The sequence below is a fragment of the Anaerobiospirillum sp. NML120511 genome (assembly GCF_023050955.1).
Taxonomy (GTDB): Bacteria; Pseudomonadota; Gammaproteobacteria; order Enterobacterales; family Succinivibrionaceae; genus Anaerobiospirillum.
In genome coordinates, this window is sequence record NZ_JALKIK010000001.1 from 106862 (window position 1) to 127753 (window position 20892).

The window sequence follows — 20892 nt, forward strand, 5'->3', positions numbered from 1 at the left end:
GTTCCTCCATCTGCGCATGCTGCCATTCCATCGTCATATGATGTCTCTCCATCGCCATACGATGACCTCCATCTGCGCATGCGGCCATTACATCGCCATACGATGACCACCATCTTCTCATGCGGCCATTACATTGCCATACGATGACCACCATCTGCGTATGCCGCCCATATCATTACCATGTAATCATGCAGGTCTGAGCCAGCCACGCCCCAGGAGCAACGCTCCACTGTAAAGCTGAGCCACCTCATAACTTTGCCTTACGGCTATGGCGCAATGCGGGCATGCAAAAAGATCCTGCACTTTATCAGCACCAGGTAAGGGGCTGAGGACATGATCTCAAGCCGCTGTGCATTACCGCCTGCATGCGCCAGAAACAAAAATGGCTTCCCATTGGGAAGCCACTTTATCAAGGTCATACAGTCGATTTAGCTCCAGTCACCTGGGAGCATCAGCACAGTAGCATTAACTGTCAGCCACCGGAGAGCATCAGCAATGAATGCCTGATGCTTCCTTGACCATGGTAATTCTCGAGCTTGGAGCTGTTATTACCTGGCTGCAGATTAACCCTCAGGATGAGCGTCTGCAGCAGCCTCAGTTCCTGTATCTGCTGCTTCAGCCTGAGCAGCAGTGCCTGATGTATCAGCGCCCGCTACTGCAGCTGTCTGTGCGGCAGTATCGGCGGTTGCGGCGGCATCAGGTGCGGCACTGACAGCGGCAGCGGCCTGATCGGCAGTGGCAGCAGCTGCCTCAACGCCCTGAGCGGCAGCTGAGCTGGCTACGTCATCAAAAGGCCAGACCATTGGAATAATCACCACGCAGATGAGCAGGGAAACAATAACCAGTGGACCACCTACCTTCACATAGTCCATAAACTTGAACTTGCCTGGGGCCAGCACCAGAGTGTTTGGAGGGGTAGCTACAGGAGTGGTATAGGCACAGGAGGCGGCGATGGCAATAGCCATGATGACAGGATATGGAGATACGTTCATCTTGGCAGCAATGGAAATACCGATAGGGCAGAGCAGAGCTGCGGCGGCGGTATTGGACATAAACTGGGTCAGGCCACAGGACAGGGCAAAGAGCACAGTCATGAACATGTATGGGCTTGGGCTGTCACCCATAATGCCTACTACCACATCAGCAATCATGGCACCGGCACCGGTCTTCTCCATGGCACTGGCCAGAGGCAGCATACCGGCAAAGAGGAAGATAGTTACCCAGTCGATACCCTGATAGGCCTTCTTTTCACTGAGCACGCCAGTGAGTACGCAGGCCAGAGCGCCAATTACGGCTACCATTTCCTGAGTCAGACCTGGAATACCAAAGATAAGGCCGTAGATAACGAAGAGCAGGATGAACACGCAGATCATGCGGGAGCGTGGCGTACCTGAGGTTGTTACCTGGCCTGCAGAGCTTACGTCAGAATAGTTCTTCGGAACAATGAAACGGCCCATGAAAACCATGTAGACAATAGCAGCCAGAGATAAAGGCACACCTATCCAGGCAAACTCAAAGAAGCCGAAAGGGGTAATATTGGCAGTCTCAAGAGAGGCCGAAGCAATGATGTTCGGCGGAGTACCAACCATGGTAATAGAGCCACCGGCATTGGCAGCAATGGCCATACCCATGAGCAGGGGCGAGGAAGGTATTTTAGCCGCCACGCAGATACCGATAATAACCGGCATCAGACAAGCTACAGTACCGGTATTGGAGGCAAAGGATGACATGACAATGGTCAGTACCATCATGGCCACCAGCAGAGGTATTTCCTTTGTTCCTACTCTTTTGACTACCGAGTTGCCTATTACCTGCGCAAGTCCTGATTCAAGCATGGCCGCACCCACCACAAACATGCCCGCAAAGAGCACTACTGTGGAGTTGGACAGACCTGAGAACACCTCCTTTGGTCCCAGTACGCCCAGAATGCCCAGTGCCACTGTGGCACCAATAGCAGTGACAGCAAGCGGGACGAGCTCTGTCACAAATAAAATCGCCACAACGGCCAGCACTTCAAGAGTAATAATTGCTGCTGATTGATCCATAACGATGTCCTTAATACAACGCCCACCGCAGGGTGTTACCCGGTCCTGCTACACGCCTCTCCACGCTTGCGGCCCTGCGCCGCTGCAGTATCACCTCAGGTAAGCCGACACGGCCGTCAGCATTACCAGCTCACCACTAAAAAACTGCACTTACCATTAAAGTCTGTTAAACAAGAACTCTGTTCAGCACGAGGCCTGCTCACAACACGTTTATGCTTACAGCACGAGGCCTGTTCACAACAGGAGGTATGTTCAACTCAGGCCCTTCATGTAATTCTGGTTAATCTGCCTCTCCTGTATTAACTTGCGGCCTGTTATAACCATAAATCATCAGGTAAAACTAATATGGCAGCCCCGCAAGGTCATAAGACCTGCGGTCCAGCTCAGGAAGAAACAGCGAATGGAATTACAAAGAAACAGAGCTCAGATGCTCCTCAGTCGGCAGGCCCGCATGTAAAGGCTCTGCCGCTGTGCTGCAGCTGGGGCTGTCAGTACGACTTTCAAAAGGCATGCGCCTCCTGTCAGCAGGTACCTCCAGCAAAACATCAGGATACGCCACAGTGCTAACAATCTTTCAGGCATCAGACGGAAACTCCCGGCCGTTTCTGATGCCCCAATGGTAAGTTCTTCCCTTAGGAAGATGATGCGGAGAAAAGCAAGGCCAGGCCTCACTCGATACCTGAAAACCCATGTGGTCTTCAGGAAATGCTGCACAAAAGTCTGTGACCCGGATATCAAATGGTCAGGCAGTAAGCAGGAGCAGTTGTCACTGCCTCTTTTCCCACCTCCACAAGTATCCTCATAATTAACGGCTTCTGGCAGCCGCCAGCTTTCCAGCCACAACTTGAAAAGACAGGCGGGCACTCCCTACAGGGATGCCTGCGCCCCATATTAGAACAGCACTTAATCCAGGTCGAGGATTTGGATCACAAACTGATGCAAACTTGTATCCATGTGAATCGCTGTACCAGTGCTACCTGCAGCCAACTTACCATGCCTGCGGACATGCACTTTGCCAGCGGATATAAGCAAAACACGCATTACCCACAAATACACAAAACAGCCTGCATCATGTTACCCGGCAGGTTGACCTCCCCAGCCCCGCATGTCACCTGCCTGTCCGCACAGATCCCTCATAGCACGCAGTTCCAACAGACACACCTTTCCCGGAACTGACCATCCCTGTATCAGCGCTCTTTCCCAAGGCTTACGCACCTCCCGAGCAAGAACACAGTCCAGGCATTGCCCCATACCCTGCAGACCATCTGTCCCGGGCTTGTGCCCATCACTTATGCCCTGACTTCCCCGTTCTGAAGCCCATCCTCTATAAGCCTGTTGTCCAGGCACTGACGCCCATTACATGTGAGCTCTCTTTCGCTGCGCTGCCCCCCATACTGTGTAAGCACGCTGTTCCAGCTCTGACGCCCGGCCCGTGCCGGCCTGCTTTCCTTAGCTCGAAGCCCCGGCGTAGCACCGCGCACTCCAGGACTTTATGTCATGAATGTAAGCTATGCCTGTACTGACTGACAAAACTGTAAGCCTGTCCTCTGCTCGGCCATCTAAAAGTCGCATAAGCCGCCCCTGGCAGCCGTGCCCCTTATCTGCATAAGTGCTTAATATGACCGCCAGCCACTGCAATACAGATGAGCAGTGTCTGTGCTGTCGGCTGCCCCTACGAGGAAATACTGTCGCGTTCTCATGGGCGCACCTTGCCGTTCCCGGTAAAGGCTCTGTTTTCACTGCGCAAAATTCACTGACAAAAACATACAATTTGTATGGAACAACAGCAGGGCACAATGTCAAACATGCCTGGATCCAAGTTGCGTCCAGGATAAGGACAGTGCGTCACTTTGCCGTACACTGGCATGCCGGTGTTTCAGATAAAAGTCCGCATGAAAATGCTGTTTTCAGGCCTTATCAGGCAAGGTTAAACTGTTCATGCAATACAGCCCTGACGCCTCTGATTTTGTCATTTTCCGGCTGTGCACTCCCGGGAAATCATGCCCGATGATTCAGGCCCGATGAGCAGAAGCAAGGTCAAAATTATGTAGTTACAACAATGTCATATTATCCCAGTACTTTTGGACGCTCCTGTGAAACCCTTCCCGGGAAAAGCCTGTTTATCGTATTCTGTTAATTTTCTTGCGTACGCACGGATAAAAACGCACTGTTTTTGAACATATTCATGATTCAGATCACATCGCTAAGGGCTTTGTATATTGTCAAGTGAGAAAATTATCAGGACTTTTGCAGTGACCGTGCAATAGTAAAGGGGCTTATTTATCTATCTTGTATGCAAGTTACCAGGACTTTTGGTATGGCCTGGGCGCATTCAAAAACGGCTTATTTGATACGTTTTTGCAACAAACATGTCCAGGATGGTAAATTTCACTTCAATTTTGTGAACTCCCGCTAAAAATTTAATTTCACTGACGGACGAAACTCAAATTTTGTCAAAAGTGCACTTGCTCCAATTTTGTTTTTGATTATTTTGTATACAAGCCCTCGTGCTTAAGAATGAGTTCAGGTTCTTCATACAAGCGGACTGACATCATTAAGGACATCACACAAAAGGCAACTGGGATGGTGCTTTAAGGACAGCCCCTCAGTGCAGTGATTACACCAGCCGGGAAGAACATTAACGTAAGGTTCTGTTTGTCACCATTGAGCAGTAAGCTGTGCGACTTGCGAATCAGGCTGCGCGCATGCAGCGTTAAAGCTCTACAAAATGGTGAAATCAGCAGACATGGAGAGCTCACAGGCCGGCGTAAAGCCCTGGCGAGCAAAGACTTTGCAGGCAAGGTTAGCAGCCTGCAAAAAGCATTAACTGACAGGCCTGAAGCCTGCAGCCTTATAACTGAACTTTCCCCTTATACCCTTGTTTCACAGGCAAAAAGACAGTATTCCAGACTGATTTTCAGTACCTGCAGCACCAGCTGCACATCCGGCTGGTTCCATAAGCCGGTTACAGGTCTGATGAGCTGACTGCCCTGTGCTGTAACAACCACCTGATTTCATGACATGCGCTGTCTGCCTCTGCAGGTATGCGTCTTTAAAGTCCGTTCCTGTGGGAATTGTCCATGAACTTTCAGGATATGAGCAGCTGATATCAGCCTGTTTGTATGAGGGGCCTGAATCCCACTCCAGTTACGAGAGCCGTCGAGTTAGTAAAAAGGAGCTTAAACTTATGTCCCCGAAAGCGAAATCGCTGATTGTTGTGGGCGATATAGTACTGTTTTTCCTGCTTTTGAACTTCCTGCCATTCGAGCCACTTGAGAACAAGGGTCTGGCCCTGTTACTCTTCGTTGGTATCCTGTGGCTGACTGAAGCAGTTCACGTTACTATCACCGCCATTTCCATCCCAATTCTTGCCGCCATGATGGGTCTTGTAACTACCAACAAGGCACTCAACGGCTTCTCTGACCCTAATATCTACCTGTTCTTCGGTGGTTTTGCTCTGGCAGCAGCCATGCACTATCAGAAGATCGACCGTATTATCGCTCAGCGAATCCTGGCCATGGCCCGCGGCAACTTCCTGATGTCCGTTGTCTTCCTGTTCACCGTAACAGCATTCCTCTCCATGTGGATGAGTAATACTGCTACCGCTGCCATGATGCTTCCACTGGCACTTGGTATCCTCTCCAAGGTTGATCCTCAGGAAAACAAGAGCGTCTTCACTTTCGTAATGCTCGGTATTGCCTACTCCGCCTCTATCGGTGGTATGGGTACCCTGGTAGGATCTCCTCCAAACGCCATCGTTGCTTCCAACATGGACATGACCTTTGCTGACTGGTTTGTCATCGGCTTCCCATTCATGCTGGTCCTCATGCCAGTCATGCTGGTATGTCTGTACTTCGTATTCCGTCCTAATCTGAAGATCGAAGTTGACTTCAAAGACGATAAGGTTGAGTTCAACGGTCAGCGCTACCTGACTCTGGCTGTATTCGTAATTGTTGCTCTGTGCTGGATTTTCTCCGCTCAGATCAATCCGTTCCTTTCCGGACTCTTCGGCCTTGCTGAGAAGATTGCCTCTTTCGACTCCGTAATTGCTATTGCAGCTGCCATTGTCGTAGTTGTTCTCAAGCTTATCTCATGGAAGGACGTTCAGGAAAACACTGACTGGGGCGTTCTGATGCTCTTCGGCGGCGGTATTACCTTATCTGCCGTGCTCAAGGACTCCGGCGCTTCCAAGATCATGGCTGACGGTATCGTGTTCCTGGTTCAGGGTCAGCACTACTTCGTCATCGGTCTGTTAGTATCCTTCTTCATCGTGTTCTTAACCGAGTTTACCTCCAACACCGCATCAGCAGCTCTGCTGGTACCACTGTTCATCACTATCGCCGAGAGCATTGGTGCCCCTCCATTAGGTCTGTCCCTGATCATCGGTCTGGGCGCATCCTGTGCCTTCATGCTGCCAGTTGCCACCCCACCAAACGCCATCGTGTTCGGTACCGGTTATGTCAAGCAGCAGGACATGGTCCGCGTCGGTCTCGTTCTGAACATAGTATGTTCAATCGTTATCGCCGTCGGTGCCTACTTCTTCTTCCTGTAACAGAGTCCTTAGCGTCGGGTCTGGTCACAAAAAGAGCTCAATATGCTCCGTGACTTTCAGGCCCGGCTCCTGGTCCGGGAGGCCACAGCCGGCAGCAGCGGCATGACTCAAAAGAGCATTGCAGCTGTGAGCACCACCTGGCCCGGGAAATAATCTGATTTAATAAAAGGGGGAGCCTGAGTGCTCCCCTTTGTTTTGCCCGACAGCCGGGCTCCCCAACCCGCCACATCCCAACCATCCCTGCCTCCACCACCGCCACCGTAAATCCTCGCCTCAACATAAAAAGCGCACTAACGCATCCCGACCTCACACAGGTCTCACGCAGCCCTGGCTGCCGCCAGCTTCAAGCAGCCCAACCTCACACAGGTATCACGCAGCACAACCTTACACCGCCCTCATGCAGCCCAGGCTGCCGCCATACGCTGAGCAATCCCGGCGACCACACGGTCCACACGGAACAAGCCAAAAGATGGCTGCCAAAACAGCGCTGCCATCCATGCTCAGAGCACTCAATGTATACTGCACCCCGGCAAGGCTCATAAATAACAGACAATTTCTAAAATAGACAATAGTGCATTAATACCTGACACAACTGTACTGTCTTAAAGCATTGAGCTGATCATGCTGAGCGGTCTGATAAGCGTGCATATTCTGATAACCGGCAGATACGTAATGTGTGCACTGTTAGCCATGCTGATAACGGGAAGCCAGGAACATAAGTCACCACCTCTGCCATTTACCATCATGTACCATGGTCAGGGGTATCAGGCTGCAGGCACATGCAGGTAAAGAAGCTGACTGCAGCAATATCGACGGCAGCAAATGCTGTCAACAGGCTGCGACCTGCAAGGAGCTCTCTCATGGTACTGGACTATCCCCTGCCATTAAAGGGGACAGGTCAGGTCAAGCAGTGAGCAGATATTTGCTGAGGCATGCTCTAAGTATTGGCCTGAAGCCGCTAAAGAGCACCTGTGAAAGCACCCCTGTGCTCTTATTGCCTGCTCAGGCCAGGTTGTGGTCATATACTGTGTCCCATATACACTCGTAGCTTTATGCCGTTCATATGCACCATTTCCGGCTTTGTGACGCGTTATGGTACACGTATGTACCAAGATGCATATGCTCAGACTCATGTCATAGTCCTTATATATGCACCACTTCATGCTTTATGACGTGTCTTTACCTGCGCCTCCTTACTGCTCAAAAGTGTTCGCGGGGTGCGATTTTGTGTTCAGGTGCATTAAACTTGAACTGTAATAATCTCAGCCAGTACCATCAATCATGCATACCTTTGAAATAGCATCCTTTACCTTTCAGGTAACACCTGCCCGTCTGGGCGTATTTATTATTGCGGCTCTGATAATAGCCGCTGCATTCCGTTTTGCCTTTGCCGGTCGCAGAGACCAGTGGTTTGCCCGCACTCCCAGCACTATCATTCATATGCGCGGGGCTATTGGTAACTGGCTGTCCCTTGGCTATCCGGTCACTGTCCAGGGCTATGCTGTTACCGTTGCAATCGTGTGCACCATCATAATTGCCGGCCTTTTTATCTTCGCCCTGCCTGAACACCTGCTCTAGCCAGCCCAGCCGCACCAGTCCCTGCAGGCAACAGGCTGCGCTGCAGGCTGCCTGTGCACTCTGTCTTTGGTCCGCCCCTCTCTGGCAAGCCTGGCACTGCCATGCTGTCAGGTCGGCCTGGCTCAGCTGAGTGCTGCCTGCAACCGTGCCATGATGGAGCTGAGAGCTGGCATGACTGGTCCAGCGGTATGGACAACGTTTGCACAGTTCTGCGTCTGGAGCCATGAGTGCCGGTACAGCTGATACATGGGTGCGACAAAATGATACTGGCGCAAAGGGCACGTCAGTCCTTGCATGACGGGTGACCGGTGCTCAATGGTGACCTGTAATTTCCTGGTCTGTCCTGGGGTGCAGCGGGTTGGTTTGCGTGCACTGGGCTGGCAGAGAGCAGGTGCCGGGCGTTGTGAATGGCCGGGAGCTGGTGCCGGGCGTTGTGAATGGCCGGGAGCAGGTGATGGGCGTTGTGAATGGCCGGGAGCTGGCGCGGCGGGACTGCTATCTGTTTTTTTTGTCTGTAAGGAGGGCGTATGGATATAGTCAGTGCTGAGAAAAGGCGGGCTAATATGCAGGCCATCAGGTCGAAAAATACCAGGCCTGAACTTTACATAAGAAAGCTGCTCCATGGTGCCGGGGTGCGCTACTCCATAGCTCCGGGCAAGATTCCCGGTCATCCTGACCTGTACAGCCGACGCTTTAATACCGCTGTCTTTGTGCACGGCTGCTTCTGGCACCGCCATCAAGGCTGCTCCCAGGCATATATGCCCAAATCAAGGGTTGAGTTCTGGCAGGCTAAATTTGACCGCAATGTGGCCCGCGACCGTGAGGTCAGAGTGCAGCTCAAAGAAAGGGGCATACGCTGTCTTATTATCTGGGAGTGCACCATCAAAAAGGCCATGCGCTCTGAGGAGCTTGAACGTAAACTGCTCGACAGCATGATGACTTTTCTCAAAGGTGACTGTGACAGCAGTAAAAGTGACGGGCAGAACCTCCATGGTCACAGCCGGGTCAGTGAAGCTGACAGCATGGGACGAAAAGGCGACAGTGCTGCAAGTAAAGTGACTGAGCGCTGCCCGAGCCGGAACAGGGGACAGCAACGGAGCGGTGATACGGGACCTGATTGTGCTGCAATGCTGGAACTATAATGGCTGATTTTTCCGCATGTTCATCGCATTTTCAGATCCGGCATGGATAATGCCATACATATGATCAGTCCCTGTTTTGGGGCGGACCTGTCTGCAGGTCGTCACTGCAGTTAAAGGACTGAGGCAGCTCAGGAATGACAGGCTTATTAATATCCTGAACGAAAAATGAAGCTGATACGGCAAAAAATGTACATAAAGTGTAAATTTTGCCTTTTATAATTCGCTCAAGTTGCTATACTTTTCTACTTGTGCCTCCGTGCCACAGCAGGATACTTTTTCACAAAAAGACCGGGAATACAGTCCCGGCTTAAGTTGTATCATCTGTATGAGCTAGGGGAACACAACCGACGGCTTAATACCGTCATATCCGTACCCCACCCGAGTATTTTTGGCTGAATTTTGTGTACAGCATTTTTTGTCATCGGGGTACAAGCTTTCATATCCTGACAAGCGTGCTGAAAACGTTTGCTGTTCAGACAGGCCTGCCGCGCTCTGACTGACAGTATCAGCCGCTCCGTACGCCTCGTACCGGACACTGAATTATCCACCCCAATGGCCTTGCGCCACCGGGACAAGAATCACCAGCTCCAGAATCAGTGAGCCTGTTTCCGCTGCAGTCATTATTTACCCCAGCCTTTATGGTTAAGGTCAGGGCGTGCCCGTGTGCTGAGCATTGCGCTCAAAGCCTGAAAGGCATGCCATTGTAGCTGCACGTGGTTATCTGCACAGCCTCAGATGCATTGCAGGTCCTGCAGTCAGGGCCGCCGGGCAAATTGCCGGCATTGCCTGCAGGCATTGCCCTGCCAGGCAAGGCAATGCTCTGCAAGGTATGGCCAGGCTGATCTGAGCCCCCACAATGGTCTGCTGCGCCCCCAGGAGAAGGCCGCACAGACTTATCCAGCCTGTCCCCGGGATCTGCAGTCCCGGCGACTGTTATAAAAGGTAATCGCACCGGGCAGAGTATGCACCAGCCCTGCTGATGCAGCTGCTGCTCATCTGTAAGTTCACTACTGTTAATCTGTGTTTGTAAGTCATGTTAAATATCAAAGTAACTAACCGCATGATGCATGAGGACTTTATTGCCAGTGACAATATTGCCCCTTATATTTTGCCGCGCAAACACATTGCCAGTGTCGTCATTACCGTCGCCCTGTGTGCCGTAATCGTGCTTCCTATGCCATCAACATGGGAGCGTTTCAGCGATGAGGGAACTCCTGCCCTTACTGCAGACAGCCGCGAATATCTCAAAAGCGATCAGACCGCCGACGAGCTTGCCGCCAGTAATGAAATTACCGGCATGCACAACGAAAACTACGACGATTACGACATCCCGAGCCAGTACTTCAAGAACGATGCAGCCGATCAGCTTACCGGCACTCAGGGAACTGCTCTGACCGGTACTGACATCCCTGAAGATGACGAAATCTTTGTCGCAGAAACAGAAGTACCTCCGGCAGCTCCGCCTGTAGAGGGCACCTGGGCTGACGGCACCAAAGAGGCAACTGGCGGCGACCTGACCGCTCAGGCCGAAACTCCTGCCCCTGGTGTAACCATTACTCCAGGCGCTGCTGATCAGCCAGCTACTGAAGAGACTGCAGGCGATCAGCTGGCTTCAACAGATATTACCACTCCTGGTGCTGCCGAAGGAGCTGATGAGACCATGGGCAATGTCCCTGAGGTCCGTCCTGAGGGCAGCTGGTATCAGCAGACTATCCGCAGGGGCGATACCCTCTCTGACATCTTTACCTTCCTTGACCTGCCATATGCCACCTTAAACCGTATTACCAAGGTAGCCGGTAACAAAGACCTGCGCCTTAAGGTGGGAGACCCTATTTATTTCCTTATCGACAAGGAAAATGTGGTCATGGAAATGGTCAAGCCGCTTAACAAAACCGAGCAGGTACGCTTTACCCGCATGGCCGCCACAGATGACTTCAGAGTGGTTTATGAAAACCTCAATGATCATGTTGACGATCAGAAGCTGCTGGCATCAATTCCTCAGGCTGAGACCATGCCTCTTGCCGTTGAGGCCGCAAAGCAGCGTGCCATTCGCGAGGCTGCTCTTGCCAAGGCCCGTGCTGAGCAGGAAGCCCGCGATCGCGCCAACAACGTCAACCTCAAGCGTCCTCGTCTGCTCATTGCCGAAGTCAAAAAGGGTGAGAGCTTTGCCACCGCAGGTCGCCGTGCCGGTCTTACCCCTGCTGACATACGTAATATCGAAAATATCTTCAAGCAGAAGATCAATGTCCGTACCTTAAAGCAGGGCGACAAGTTCCGTGTGCTCTTCAGCGGCATCGGTACCAACGCTACCCTTTATGCCGTACGTTTTGAGACCCACCGTGGCAATTTCGAGTCCTTTATCAATCCTGAGGACAACAATTTCTACGGCGAAAACGAATTTACTCCTACTGCAGGTATCTTCCGTCGCTTCCCTCTGGCCGGAGACATCAAGGTTACCTCACACTTTAACCCTTCACGCCGTCACCCTGTGACCCGTCGTGTAAGTCCGCATAATGGCGTGGACTTCAAGGCCAGTGTCGGTACCCCTGTATATGCCCCTGCCGATGGTGTGGTTACCTTCTCAGGCTATCAGCGTGCTGCCGGTTACTACGTGATTGTCAGCCACGCCAATAACTTCTCCACAGTATACATGCACCTGTCCAAAACTGAGGTCAAGCGCGGTCAGAAGGTTATTGTAGGTCAGCTCATTGCCCGATCAGGCAATACCGGCCGTACCACAGGTCCGCACCTGCACTATGAGATCCGTATTAACGACCGTCCGGTCAACCCGCTCAAGATTGAGCTGCCAAGCTCCAATCATCCAAATCTGGCCCGTGAACAGCGTGAGGCCTTTGCCAATAACGTAAAGATTCTGCGTGCCGACATGAACAACGACCGTCTGGCTGCCACAAGATAAGAGCAGGCGGACTCAGTTCACTCAATCAGGCCGCCCGTGGGGCGGCCTGATTTGTATGCAGCCCACTACAGCCACCGCCCCTGCATCCGACGCTCCAGCCGCTCCGGCAGGAGCTGCAGCCGCCCCGGCCGCCGCTTACGACAGGGTAGTCCAGATGCATCTGTCCTGTCAGGACCATACCTGGGCATGCCAGGTCAGGTCATTTTGGGGGCTGGTTATGGCCCGGGCCTGCCAAAAAGAAGGTGCCGGGCGCGCACCTGCAAGCTGGAAGTATTGGGACCGGGCGTGGTTATGGCTATAATAGCTTGATCCGACCCGGTCAGGGTCATGGATTCTATTAAGGCAGGCCTGGCGGCTCTGTCAGGTTGAGCTCTCTGCACAACATAAGGCGTTATGCAGCTGATATCACACCTGGCACCCGACAGTTACCAGCGCCCGGGCTCTGCCCGCGCCGGAGTACCGTTGCCGGCGCCAGGCATACCGTGGCCGGAGCCGGGCATGCCGTGGCCGGAGCCGGGCATGCCGTGCCCGGTGTCGGACATATCGGCGCCGGGCATGCCGGCCCAGGTGTTCCGGCCGGCCTGAGAGCAGAAAAGATTGCCTTCACGGATATGCCGTACTGCCGGCATCAGTATGTCACTGCTGTTTCATCTCTTGCCGGATGTACGCTGTCCAATATAATCTGTTAATCACCGGTTTATTTTTCTGAATATGCCTCATGTGGCGGCAGGAACTGTCTTGCAGGACAGTATCTGCTGACAGGCATAACAACCAGTATCAGTCTGACCATGCTCGCTGCTCAGGGTGACGATCCTGATGGCAGTTGAGACTGGGACCTGTATGCAGCCTGAGGCTCAGTCCTCTTTAAAAGGCATCTGTTCTGATTTCCGGCGCAGCGGACTTCAGGGGCATGCAGGCTGCCCGGCAGATGGTGCAGGCCCGGGCCCTGGCAGGGTCGTCAGGGGCTGCACAGCATGCTCAGAGCTGAAGCTGTCGTTGCACAGGATGACTTTTTTACCTAAGGGCGGGGAGTATTTCCCGCTGTAGATATCGCGATGCTGTCCAATACTAACCTTTCCAAAGAAGCTGCTACCCTGACCAGGTGGCTGGTTTCCATTCCATCTGTGGCCCATGCCAAGGGCCCTGCCCTGATCTGCAAGGCCATCTATGATGGACTGAGCGAATTTCCCTATTTCAAAAAGAACAGTGAAAATCTGACCCTGATCTCCCATGGAGAATCAGGCAAGAGCTCAGTTGTAGCCCTGGTCAGGGCCATGGATACGGTTGACGATACCATCGTGCTGCTGTGCGACACCGACACCAGCTCTCCTTATCACTATGGTGCCCTCAAGGGTTTTTCCACCAACTGTGATGAGCTGCGCAACCGTCTGAGCACCATGGATGACATTACCGATCCTGTCATCCGTGCCGGTATTGAAAACGATGAGCTGCTCTTTGGCCTTGGTGTCCTGCAGTCCAAGTGCGCTACCGGCTCCATGCTGGTGGCTCTCAAGGAGCTTTCTGACAATCAGGTACGCCTCAATGTCAACGTCCTCTTTATCTGTACTTCTGAAAGTGCCATTTCGCATCGCGGCATCAAGAAGTGCATCCCTTATCTTGAGGAGCTGACCGAGCGCGAGCGCCTGCATCTCAAGCTGGCCATCAATTCCCGCCCTAACTTCCCTCTGCATCGCAATGACAGGGATCTGCATATCTACACCGGCAACTATGGCAAGGTCGAGCCATCGTTCTACATTATCGGAAACTCCACATCCGCTTTCCGCCCATTCTCCGGTTTCTCAGCATCTATTATTGCCTCTGAGCTGATCCGTCAGCTTGAGCTCAATCCTGACATCATCCGTGCACTTAACAATACCCCGCTGGTCCCTACCTTTGACAGTCTGCGTGTCAAGGAATTTGGCAAGGATTACAGCCCTGACGGCATGCAGGTATCTTTCTCCCTGCCTATAGTCAATGTTGACCTTGGTGATCTGCTCGCGCTGCTTAAAAAGGCCGCTGCTGCAGCCATTGAACACGCTGCCGAACTGGTAGATCAGCGTGAGTCTGCCTATGCTGAGCTCAATGGCGAAGTATTCGTACCAATGTCACAGGATGCCGAGGTTGTCTCATTCTCGGATCTGCTCGAGCGCGCCAGTCATAACTTCAATGGCAATCTGCAGAAGGCTCTGCAGGGCATGGTGCAGAAGTGCCGCTCTGAGGGTCTGTCACTGCATCAGGCCAGTATTACCATTATTGAGCGCCTCAACGAGCTGGCCAAGCTGCCACGCCCGTCAGTAGTGGTTTACTTTACTGACAACTTCCTGCCTCCTCAGGGTCTGAGTGCCAGCTTAAGCCAGGATCGCGAGCTCTTTATGATGCTTGACGGCCTTATCAGCCGATTTGCCTCAGTAAGCAAGATTACCCCTACCCTGGCCATGCACTATGCTCCGGGTGAGGCCTGTCTGCTCCGTCCGGTCAATCTGAACTCCTCACTGACCACTCTGGCACGAGAGTGCCCTGTAGGCATTGAAAATCTTCACGGCCTGAATGTACCTGCCATTACTCTTGGTATTAAGGGCGATCACCTGAGCCTGCTTACCGAGCATGTCGACAAGCGCATGTTCGAGTATCTGCCATCTCTGATTGTCAACATTGTTGAGGCCGTTACCGCCAGTCCAGAAGCCAGCCTTGGCTATGTAACTCCGGCCAGTGCCGAAGGTGCCTTTGCTGCCCTGGCTGGCCCTGCCGCCGCCGCTGTCAGTGAAGGTACTTCAGTTAACAACATGGATCCTGATGGTCCTGATCGTCTTACCCTCACTCTTGAGCAGCTGAGCGAGCGCGCCGAGGCTCTGTCCAGTGAGACTGTAAGCCAGGTTCAGGAAATTCGCCAGGAGCACAACGAGGACGGATCTTTTTATACCCAGATTGCCCGTGGTACTCTCGAGCCACAGTCCCTTTCTGCCTTCCTCAAGCCTGACGGTTCACCTCTGCCAGGAGCCGAGCTGCGCCTTGCTCAGCGCCTGAGCGGTCCGGCCCGTCCACGCCCTGAGGGCCAGGATGGCAACAATATTGATTCAGGCTATGGCTATACCACAGCTGAAGCTGCCAATGCCGCTCAGGCTGAGGCCGCTGCTGCTGCCCGCTCCAGTCGTACTGCTGCCGAGGCTGCTGCACGTGCCAGTGAGGGGCCGCTTTCAGCCCGCCCTATTTCCGTATCTACCGCCGGTCAGGGTGATGACTCACAGTCAGCCATTGATGCGCTGACCATACAGAATCTTGAAGACAGCGAAAGCTCCCTCAAAGCTCAGGAAGCCGCCCAGGCAAAGGAGCAGCGTGAGCTGGCCCGCAGCAGTGACATCCAGGATGCCATTGCCCGCAGCATCAACGAAAAATCAGCCGACGGCTCCACCAGCAGTGCTTCAGCTGGCGCCATGTCTGATGATGAGCGCTCCCGTCAGGAACTTGCAGACCTGCTCAAGCCTACCCAGGTTGAGGTTATGGCCGCTGACGAACGAGATCCTCTTTCGGGCATCAAAAAGCTCTTTAATCGTGACCAGTCCAGACAGTCAGATGGAGAGCCTGCCAGCCCGGGCCTTGCCCCTGTAAGCCAGGCTCCTGAAGGCGAGGTCATGCCATGGGAAGCTCAGGCATCCCAGACCGCCCCGTCCGGCCTTTCAGGCCAGCAAGGCCAGTCTGGTCAGCCTGGCCTGCAAGACCAGTCTGTTCAGCCAGGTCTGCCTGACGCCGCCTCCACTGGCGCCACCGGCACCGTCATCAGCCTTGATGACAATGCTGCCCCGGTAGATCTGAGCTCCCAGAGCTCTGAACTTGATATTACCCCGGCTGGCAGCACAGCTGACAAGGACAGTCAGGATGCTCAGGGCACAGCCATGAGCTCTGATGGTGCCGAGCCGCTGCCAGAGCTGAGCCAGCCTGCTGCCGCTGCCCCTGTTGAAGAGGGCAAGGGAGCCTTAAAACTCGTTTCCTCCTTCTTTAAGAGCCTGCGTCTGGGACGCGGATCTGACAGCCAGTCAGGCGATGCCATCACAGGTGCAGCCGCTCAGGGCACCGGCCTTACCTCAGGCACTGCCGCTACTACAGCTGAAGCTGAGCGCATTGCTGCTATTGCCGACAACGCCCTCAATCTTTCCGATGAGGCTGCCACTAAGGTCGGCAAGGCTGACCAGACCGGCAGCCAGTCCGACCTGAATGACAGCATGCAGGCTGCCACCGCCTCCATGTCCGATGCCTTCCAGGCCGCAGCCCAGCCCCCGGAGACTGACCCTGCAGCTGACGCTGCAGCTGCATCCCAGGCTCCTGCAGACGCCCAGTCTGCAGAAGCTCGGACTGCCGACGCCCAGCCTGCCGACGTGGCCACTGTCATCACCGATAGCGAGCCGGTCCCGGCAGAGAGCACCGCCCAGTCAGACGACCAGCAGGCCGATAATGATGCTCAGCCTGCCATGGACATTGGTGTGGCCGATGAAATCCAGCCTCAGGCCGACGAAGCCCAGCCCGAGGACGACGCTGCTGACGCAGCCGCCCCGGCCGCTGATGCCGATGCAGCAGCTGCTGACGCATCTGACGCCGAGGCTGAGGACAAGGCTGATACTGCCGCACAGGCAGCTGACTCTGCAGCCGATTCAGATGTGATGGGCAATGAGGTCAGCTCTGAGCAGGTTGCCAGCATGCTGGCTTCCTCCATTAACGAGAAGATCAATTCCAACACTCTGGCCTCCATTGATGAGCCAAGTTCTTATCAGCACAACGATTTACCGCTCAACAACGGTGTCTATGCCACTGACATTGACCGCGACCAGATGGGCAGCCTGCTCACCCCTGAAGGTGAGGCTGCAATCATTTCCTCTGGTCAAAGCGCCCAGTCAGGAGAGCCACCTGCACAGGACAATGACCGCGCTGCTGACGATGACGCCAGTGACGCCGCCAGCCTGCATCTGCGCGATGAATCCGGCTCACAGCTGAGCTCAGAACCTGCCCTGTCCGCTGACTACGAGCCACAGGCTGATGCCATTGAAGCCCAGGATGCCCCTGAGACCAGCGACAGCCGTGATACCGGCGACAGCAGTGATACCAGAGACAGCCGTGACTCCATGGCTGCCGAGCGCAAGGCACATGACAGGCCAGGTGCTGCCGCCGCTTATGATGCAGCCTTCCTCGAGGCCGCCACAGGCATACCTGCAGCCCCGTACAGCCCTGCACAGTCTGATACACAGACAGTTCAGGAAAATGAAGCCCAGGCACCAGAGAGCGCCTCAGCCCCGGCCGCAGACGCCGCTGCAGCCGCAGCTGATGAAGTTGACGCCCCTGCCACATCCGCCGCTGCAGCCGATGAAGCTGCTGCCGGCGCTGCTGAGCAGTCCAGCCTTGCATTGTCAGTGCTGGGTAATCCTGAAAGCGGCGCAGCTGCCTCCGAGGGTGCAGCTGCTTTAAGCCGCAGCTCACCGGCCCACGACCAGCTGCAGGTACGTCCATCTCCAGCTGCTGAACAGTTACGCCCAGCCCGTCATGACGATGTGGCTCCGGCTCTTGCTGACGGTATGACCAATCCTCTGGCTGAGCAGACTCCTGAATTTGCCGCCAATCCTCTGGCCGGTGAAGAAAGCACCGCCCCGGCAGCTGTGCCTGCTCAGGATGGCGCCATGGCAGATAATGCTGCAGCTGCCCCAGCCACCACAGTGGCCCAGGCAGCCGATTCAACTGCTGCCGCCGGCACTGCCCCACAGGCTAAGACTGAGCCTGAGGCTGAGCCTGAGGCTGCTGCCTCCGCTGCTGCAGCTGATTTAGCTGCAGATGCTGTTGATGGCGAGCACAGTGCAGATGCTTCAAATGCCATGACCAGAGCTGCAAGCGTCTCTGGCAAGGCCGGTGAAAAGCGTGCTGACAAGGATGCCAGGGCCGACAAATCTGCCGATGCGGCCAGAAATGAAGCTGACAGCAAGGTTAAGGACACAAGCAAGTCTCAGAAGGCCGGTCAGTCTGAAAAGGCCCGTCGCAAGCTCGAAGAAATCACCATGCGCCTTGCCGCCCGTGCCTCAGGCATGGAAGCCTCTGCTCTCAAGGAGCGCATGGACGCCCAGCGCCCTGAAATCAGTGAGCGCCCTGAAGGTGGTGCCGCTGGTGCTGCCGCAGCCGCCAAAACAGCCGCCGCAGCTGCTGCAGCTGCCAGCGCCGCAGGTGCAGCCGGTGCGGCTGGCGCCGCTGCAGCAAGCGCTGCAGGGGGTAACGCCTTTACTCTGCCATCAGACAGTGATGTCACCCGCGCTATTGATACCAGCGTGAACATGATGGCCCGCAATCGCTTTGTAGTTAGCGAAGACCCTCATAACACCCGTGATCCTGAGGAAGTCTTTGCCGAGGCTGAAGCCGAGGCAGCTGCTCTGCGTGCTGAGGTTGAGGAGCGCCGCAAGCGCATTACCGAGGCCATGGCCCGCGAAGATGAGCAGCGCAGCCAGAGCTCAGACGCCGCCACTGCCAGTGCCAGTGAGGACACTGGTGCCACTGTCGAAGCAGCTGCTGCAGACAGCACAGCCAGCAACGCTGCTGACAGCCAGGCTGCAGCGCAGGATCGCCCTGACATTGCAGCTCTCAATCAGCTTATTGAAAATGCCCGTGAGCAGGCCGCCGAAGAAAGCGCCGCTGCAGCTGCTGCCACAGCCGCCGCTGAGGAGAAAGCTAACCGTGCCATGGCTGAGGCTGAGGCAGCACGTGAGGCCAGACGCCTTGCCAGAGAGGCTGCCGAAGCTGAGACAGCCGCTGCTGCGCAGGCTGCAGCTGCAGCTGCTGAGCCGGTTACTGCTGTTGCCCAGCCGGTGGCAGAGACTGTGGTGGCTGAGGCTGAAACTGTGGCCGATGCTGAGGCTGTGGTGGTTGATGCTGCCCAGATTCACAATGAGCACAGATTCTGGGAGAAGAGTGCTGCTGATGCCAAGGTACAGGAGCAGGTCAGCCCGGCCCCTGAATTTGGTTCAGACACTGGCACCGGTCAGAACGTGCTGGTCTTTGACAAACTGCAGACCAAGGCTGCGCTGCGCAACTCTGTTGATGTGGAGCCTCTTGATGATGCTACCCGCCGCGAGCTTGACGGTCTGCGCCGCGTAGGTACCGAAGAGGCCATTGCCCAGCTGCTTTATGCTGATGAGGACTTCTCTGATGATGCCGATGAGCGCATAAATCAGAGCCGTCAGCATGGTGATGATAATGCCCTTGAAACCCTGACTATTGAGGCCACAGATGTGACCCCGGATCAGGACCAGGAGCCGCTGTCAGAAGAGGATGCCGAGCGTCAGGCCCGCCGTGCCGCTCTGCGCCGTGCCATGTATGGCGACGACTCAGCAGACAGTGGCAGCCGCCGCAAGGGCACCTATATTGACCTTGATAACTTTGGTGTAGCCAAGAATATCGACCCTGATGCTGTAGAGCAGGGCTATACCACTACCAGCACTGCCATGAAGGAGCCCGAGCCGGTACTGGCCACCAGCATTGGTACCGTCGCCGCCCCGGCTCAGAATCCGTCCACCACCCGTGTAGTAGGACGCTCCACCTCTCTGCCTATGGCTGAGCCAAAGAGCGATACTTTCAAGAATTCCACCTACACTCAGGAGCCAATGGAGACTGTAGCCTCATCAAATCCAGGTGTACGTATTCTGCGCACTCCAAATGCCAACCTGCGCCGCGCTCAGCGCGTTCAGTCTCAGGACAAGGCTGGCAGCAGTGATCAGGAGTTCAGCCTCTCTGATGACGGTAATGCTCTGATTTCCAAGCGCAAAGGTGCTCAGCCGGAGGCTGCCACAGCCGCTTCACGCCCTGAGCCGGCATCACCAACAGCTATTGAGGGATCAGTAGCTGACCTGGCCCGCTCTGCTGAAAACTCTCTGCGTGTGCAGCGCAAGAAAGTTCAGGAAGATGCCAGCGTCGCTCCTACCATGGTGGTAGGGGCTCCGCGCAAGGAGAACAAGGCAGAAGCTCCGGCCCGTCCGGAACCGGCCTCTCCTACTGCTATCGAAGGCTCTACCGAGGTACTGGCCCGCTCAGCTGAAAACTCCCTGCGCAATCAGCTCAAGAAAGTGCAGGAAGATGACAGCGTAGCCCCTACCATGGTGGTAGGTGCCCAGCGCAAGGAAAAGAAGGACGATGCCCCACAGCCGGCCTCTCCTACCGCCATCGAGGGATCAGTGGCCGCTCTGGAGCGCTCAGCTGAAAACTCACTGCGTGTCCAGCGCAAGAAGGCTCAGGAAGATGCCAGCGTCGCACCTACCATGGTGGTCGGTGCCCCACGCAAAGATAACAAGGCAGCTGCTCCGGCCCGTCCGGAACCGGCCTCTCCTACTGCTATCGAGGGCTCAACCGAGGAGCTGGCCCGCTCAGCTGAAAACTCACTGCGCAATCAGCTCAAGAAAGTGCAGGAAGATGACAGCGTAGCTCCTACCATGGTGGTAGCAGCTCCCAAGAAGGATAAAAAGTCAGCCCCTGCCAGAGACAGGTCCGATGAGGGCAAGCCTGTAGCACCTACTGCCATTGCCGGCTCCACTGAAGACCTGGCCCGCTCAGCTGAAAACTCACTGCGCAACCAGCTCAAAAAGGTCCAGGAGGACACCAGCGTCCCTCAGACCATTGTGGTCCGCTCCCCTAAATAACAGG

At 54.8% G+C, this 20892-nt stretch carries 6 protein-coding genes; 5 read left to right on the forward strand and 1 reads right to left on the reverse strand.

Annotated features, from left to right (window positions below):
• Positions 1–563 precede the first annotated feature (563 nt).
• Positions 564–2045 carry an SLC13 family permease gene (locus MXE39_RS00245; protein ID WP_246977378.1) on the reverse strand — a complete coding sequence of 494 codons (1482 nt, stop codon included), beginning with the start codon at positions 2043–2045 and terminating at the stop codon, positions 564–566.
• Positions 2046–5232: 3187 nt separating this feature from the next.
• Between MXE39_RS00245 and MXE39_RS00250 the strand changes: the two genes are divergently transcribed.
• The 5 genes from MXE39_RS00250 to MXE39_RS00270 all read left to right on the forward strand — a co-directional run bounded on the left by MXE39_RS00250 (position 5233) and on the right by MXE39_RS00270 (position 20888).
• On the forward strand, positions 5233–6597 hold the full coding sequence (locus MXE39_RS00250; protein ID WP_246977380.1) for a DASS family sodium-coupled anion symporter: 1365 nt from the start codon (positions 5233–5235) through the stop codon (positions 6595–6597).
• Positions 6598–7878: 1281 nt separating this feature from the next.
• Complete coding sequence (locus tag MXE39_RS00255; protein WP_246977382.1) at positions 7879–8175, forward strand: hypothetical protein; 297 nt, start codon at positions 7879–7881, stop codon at positions 8173–8175.
• A gap of 527 nt (positions 8176–8702) precedes the next feature.
• Complete coding sequence (locus MXE39_RS00260; RefSeq protein ID WP_246977383.1) at positions 8703–9317, forward strand: very short patch repair endonuclease; 615 nt, start codon at positions 8703–8705, stop codon at positions 9315–9317.
• Positions 9318–10350: 1033 nt separating this feature from the next.
• Complete coding sequence (locus tag MXE39_RS00265) at positions 10351–12234, forward strand: peptidoglycan DD-metalloendopeptidase family protein (RefSeq protein WP_246977385.1); 1884 nt, start codon at positions 10351–10353, stop codon at positions 12232–12234.
• 1055 nt (positions 12235–13289) lie between these two features.
• Positions 13290–20888, forward strand: coding sequence for a hypothetical protein (locus MXE39_RS00270; RefSeq protein ID WP_246977386.1), 7599 nt, complete (start codon positions 13290–13292; stop codon positions 20886–20888).
• The last annotated feature ends 4 nt before the right edge of the window (positions 20889–20892 follow it).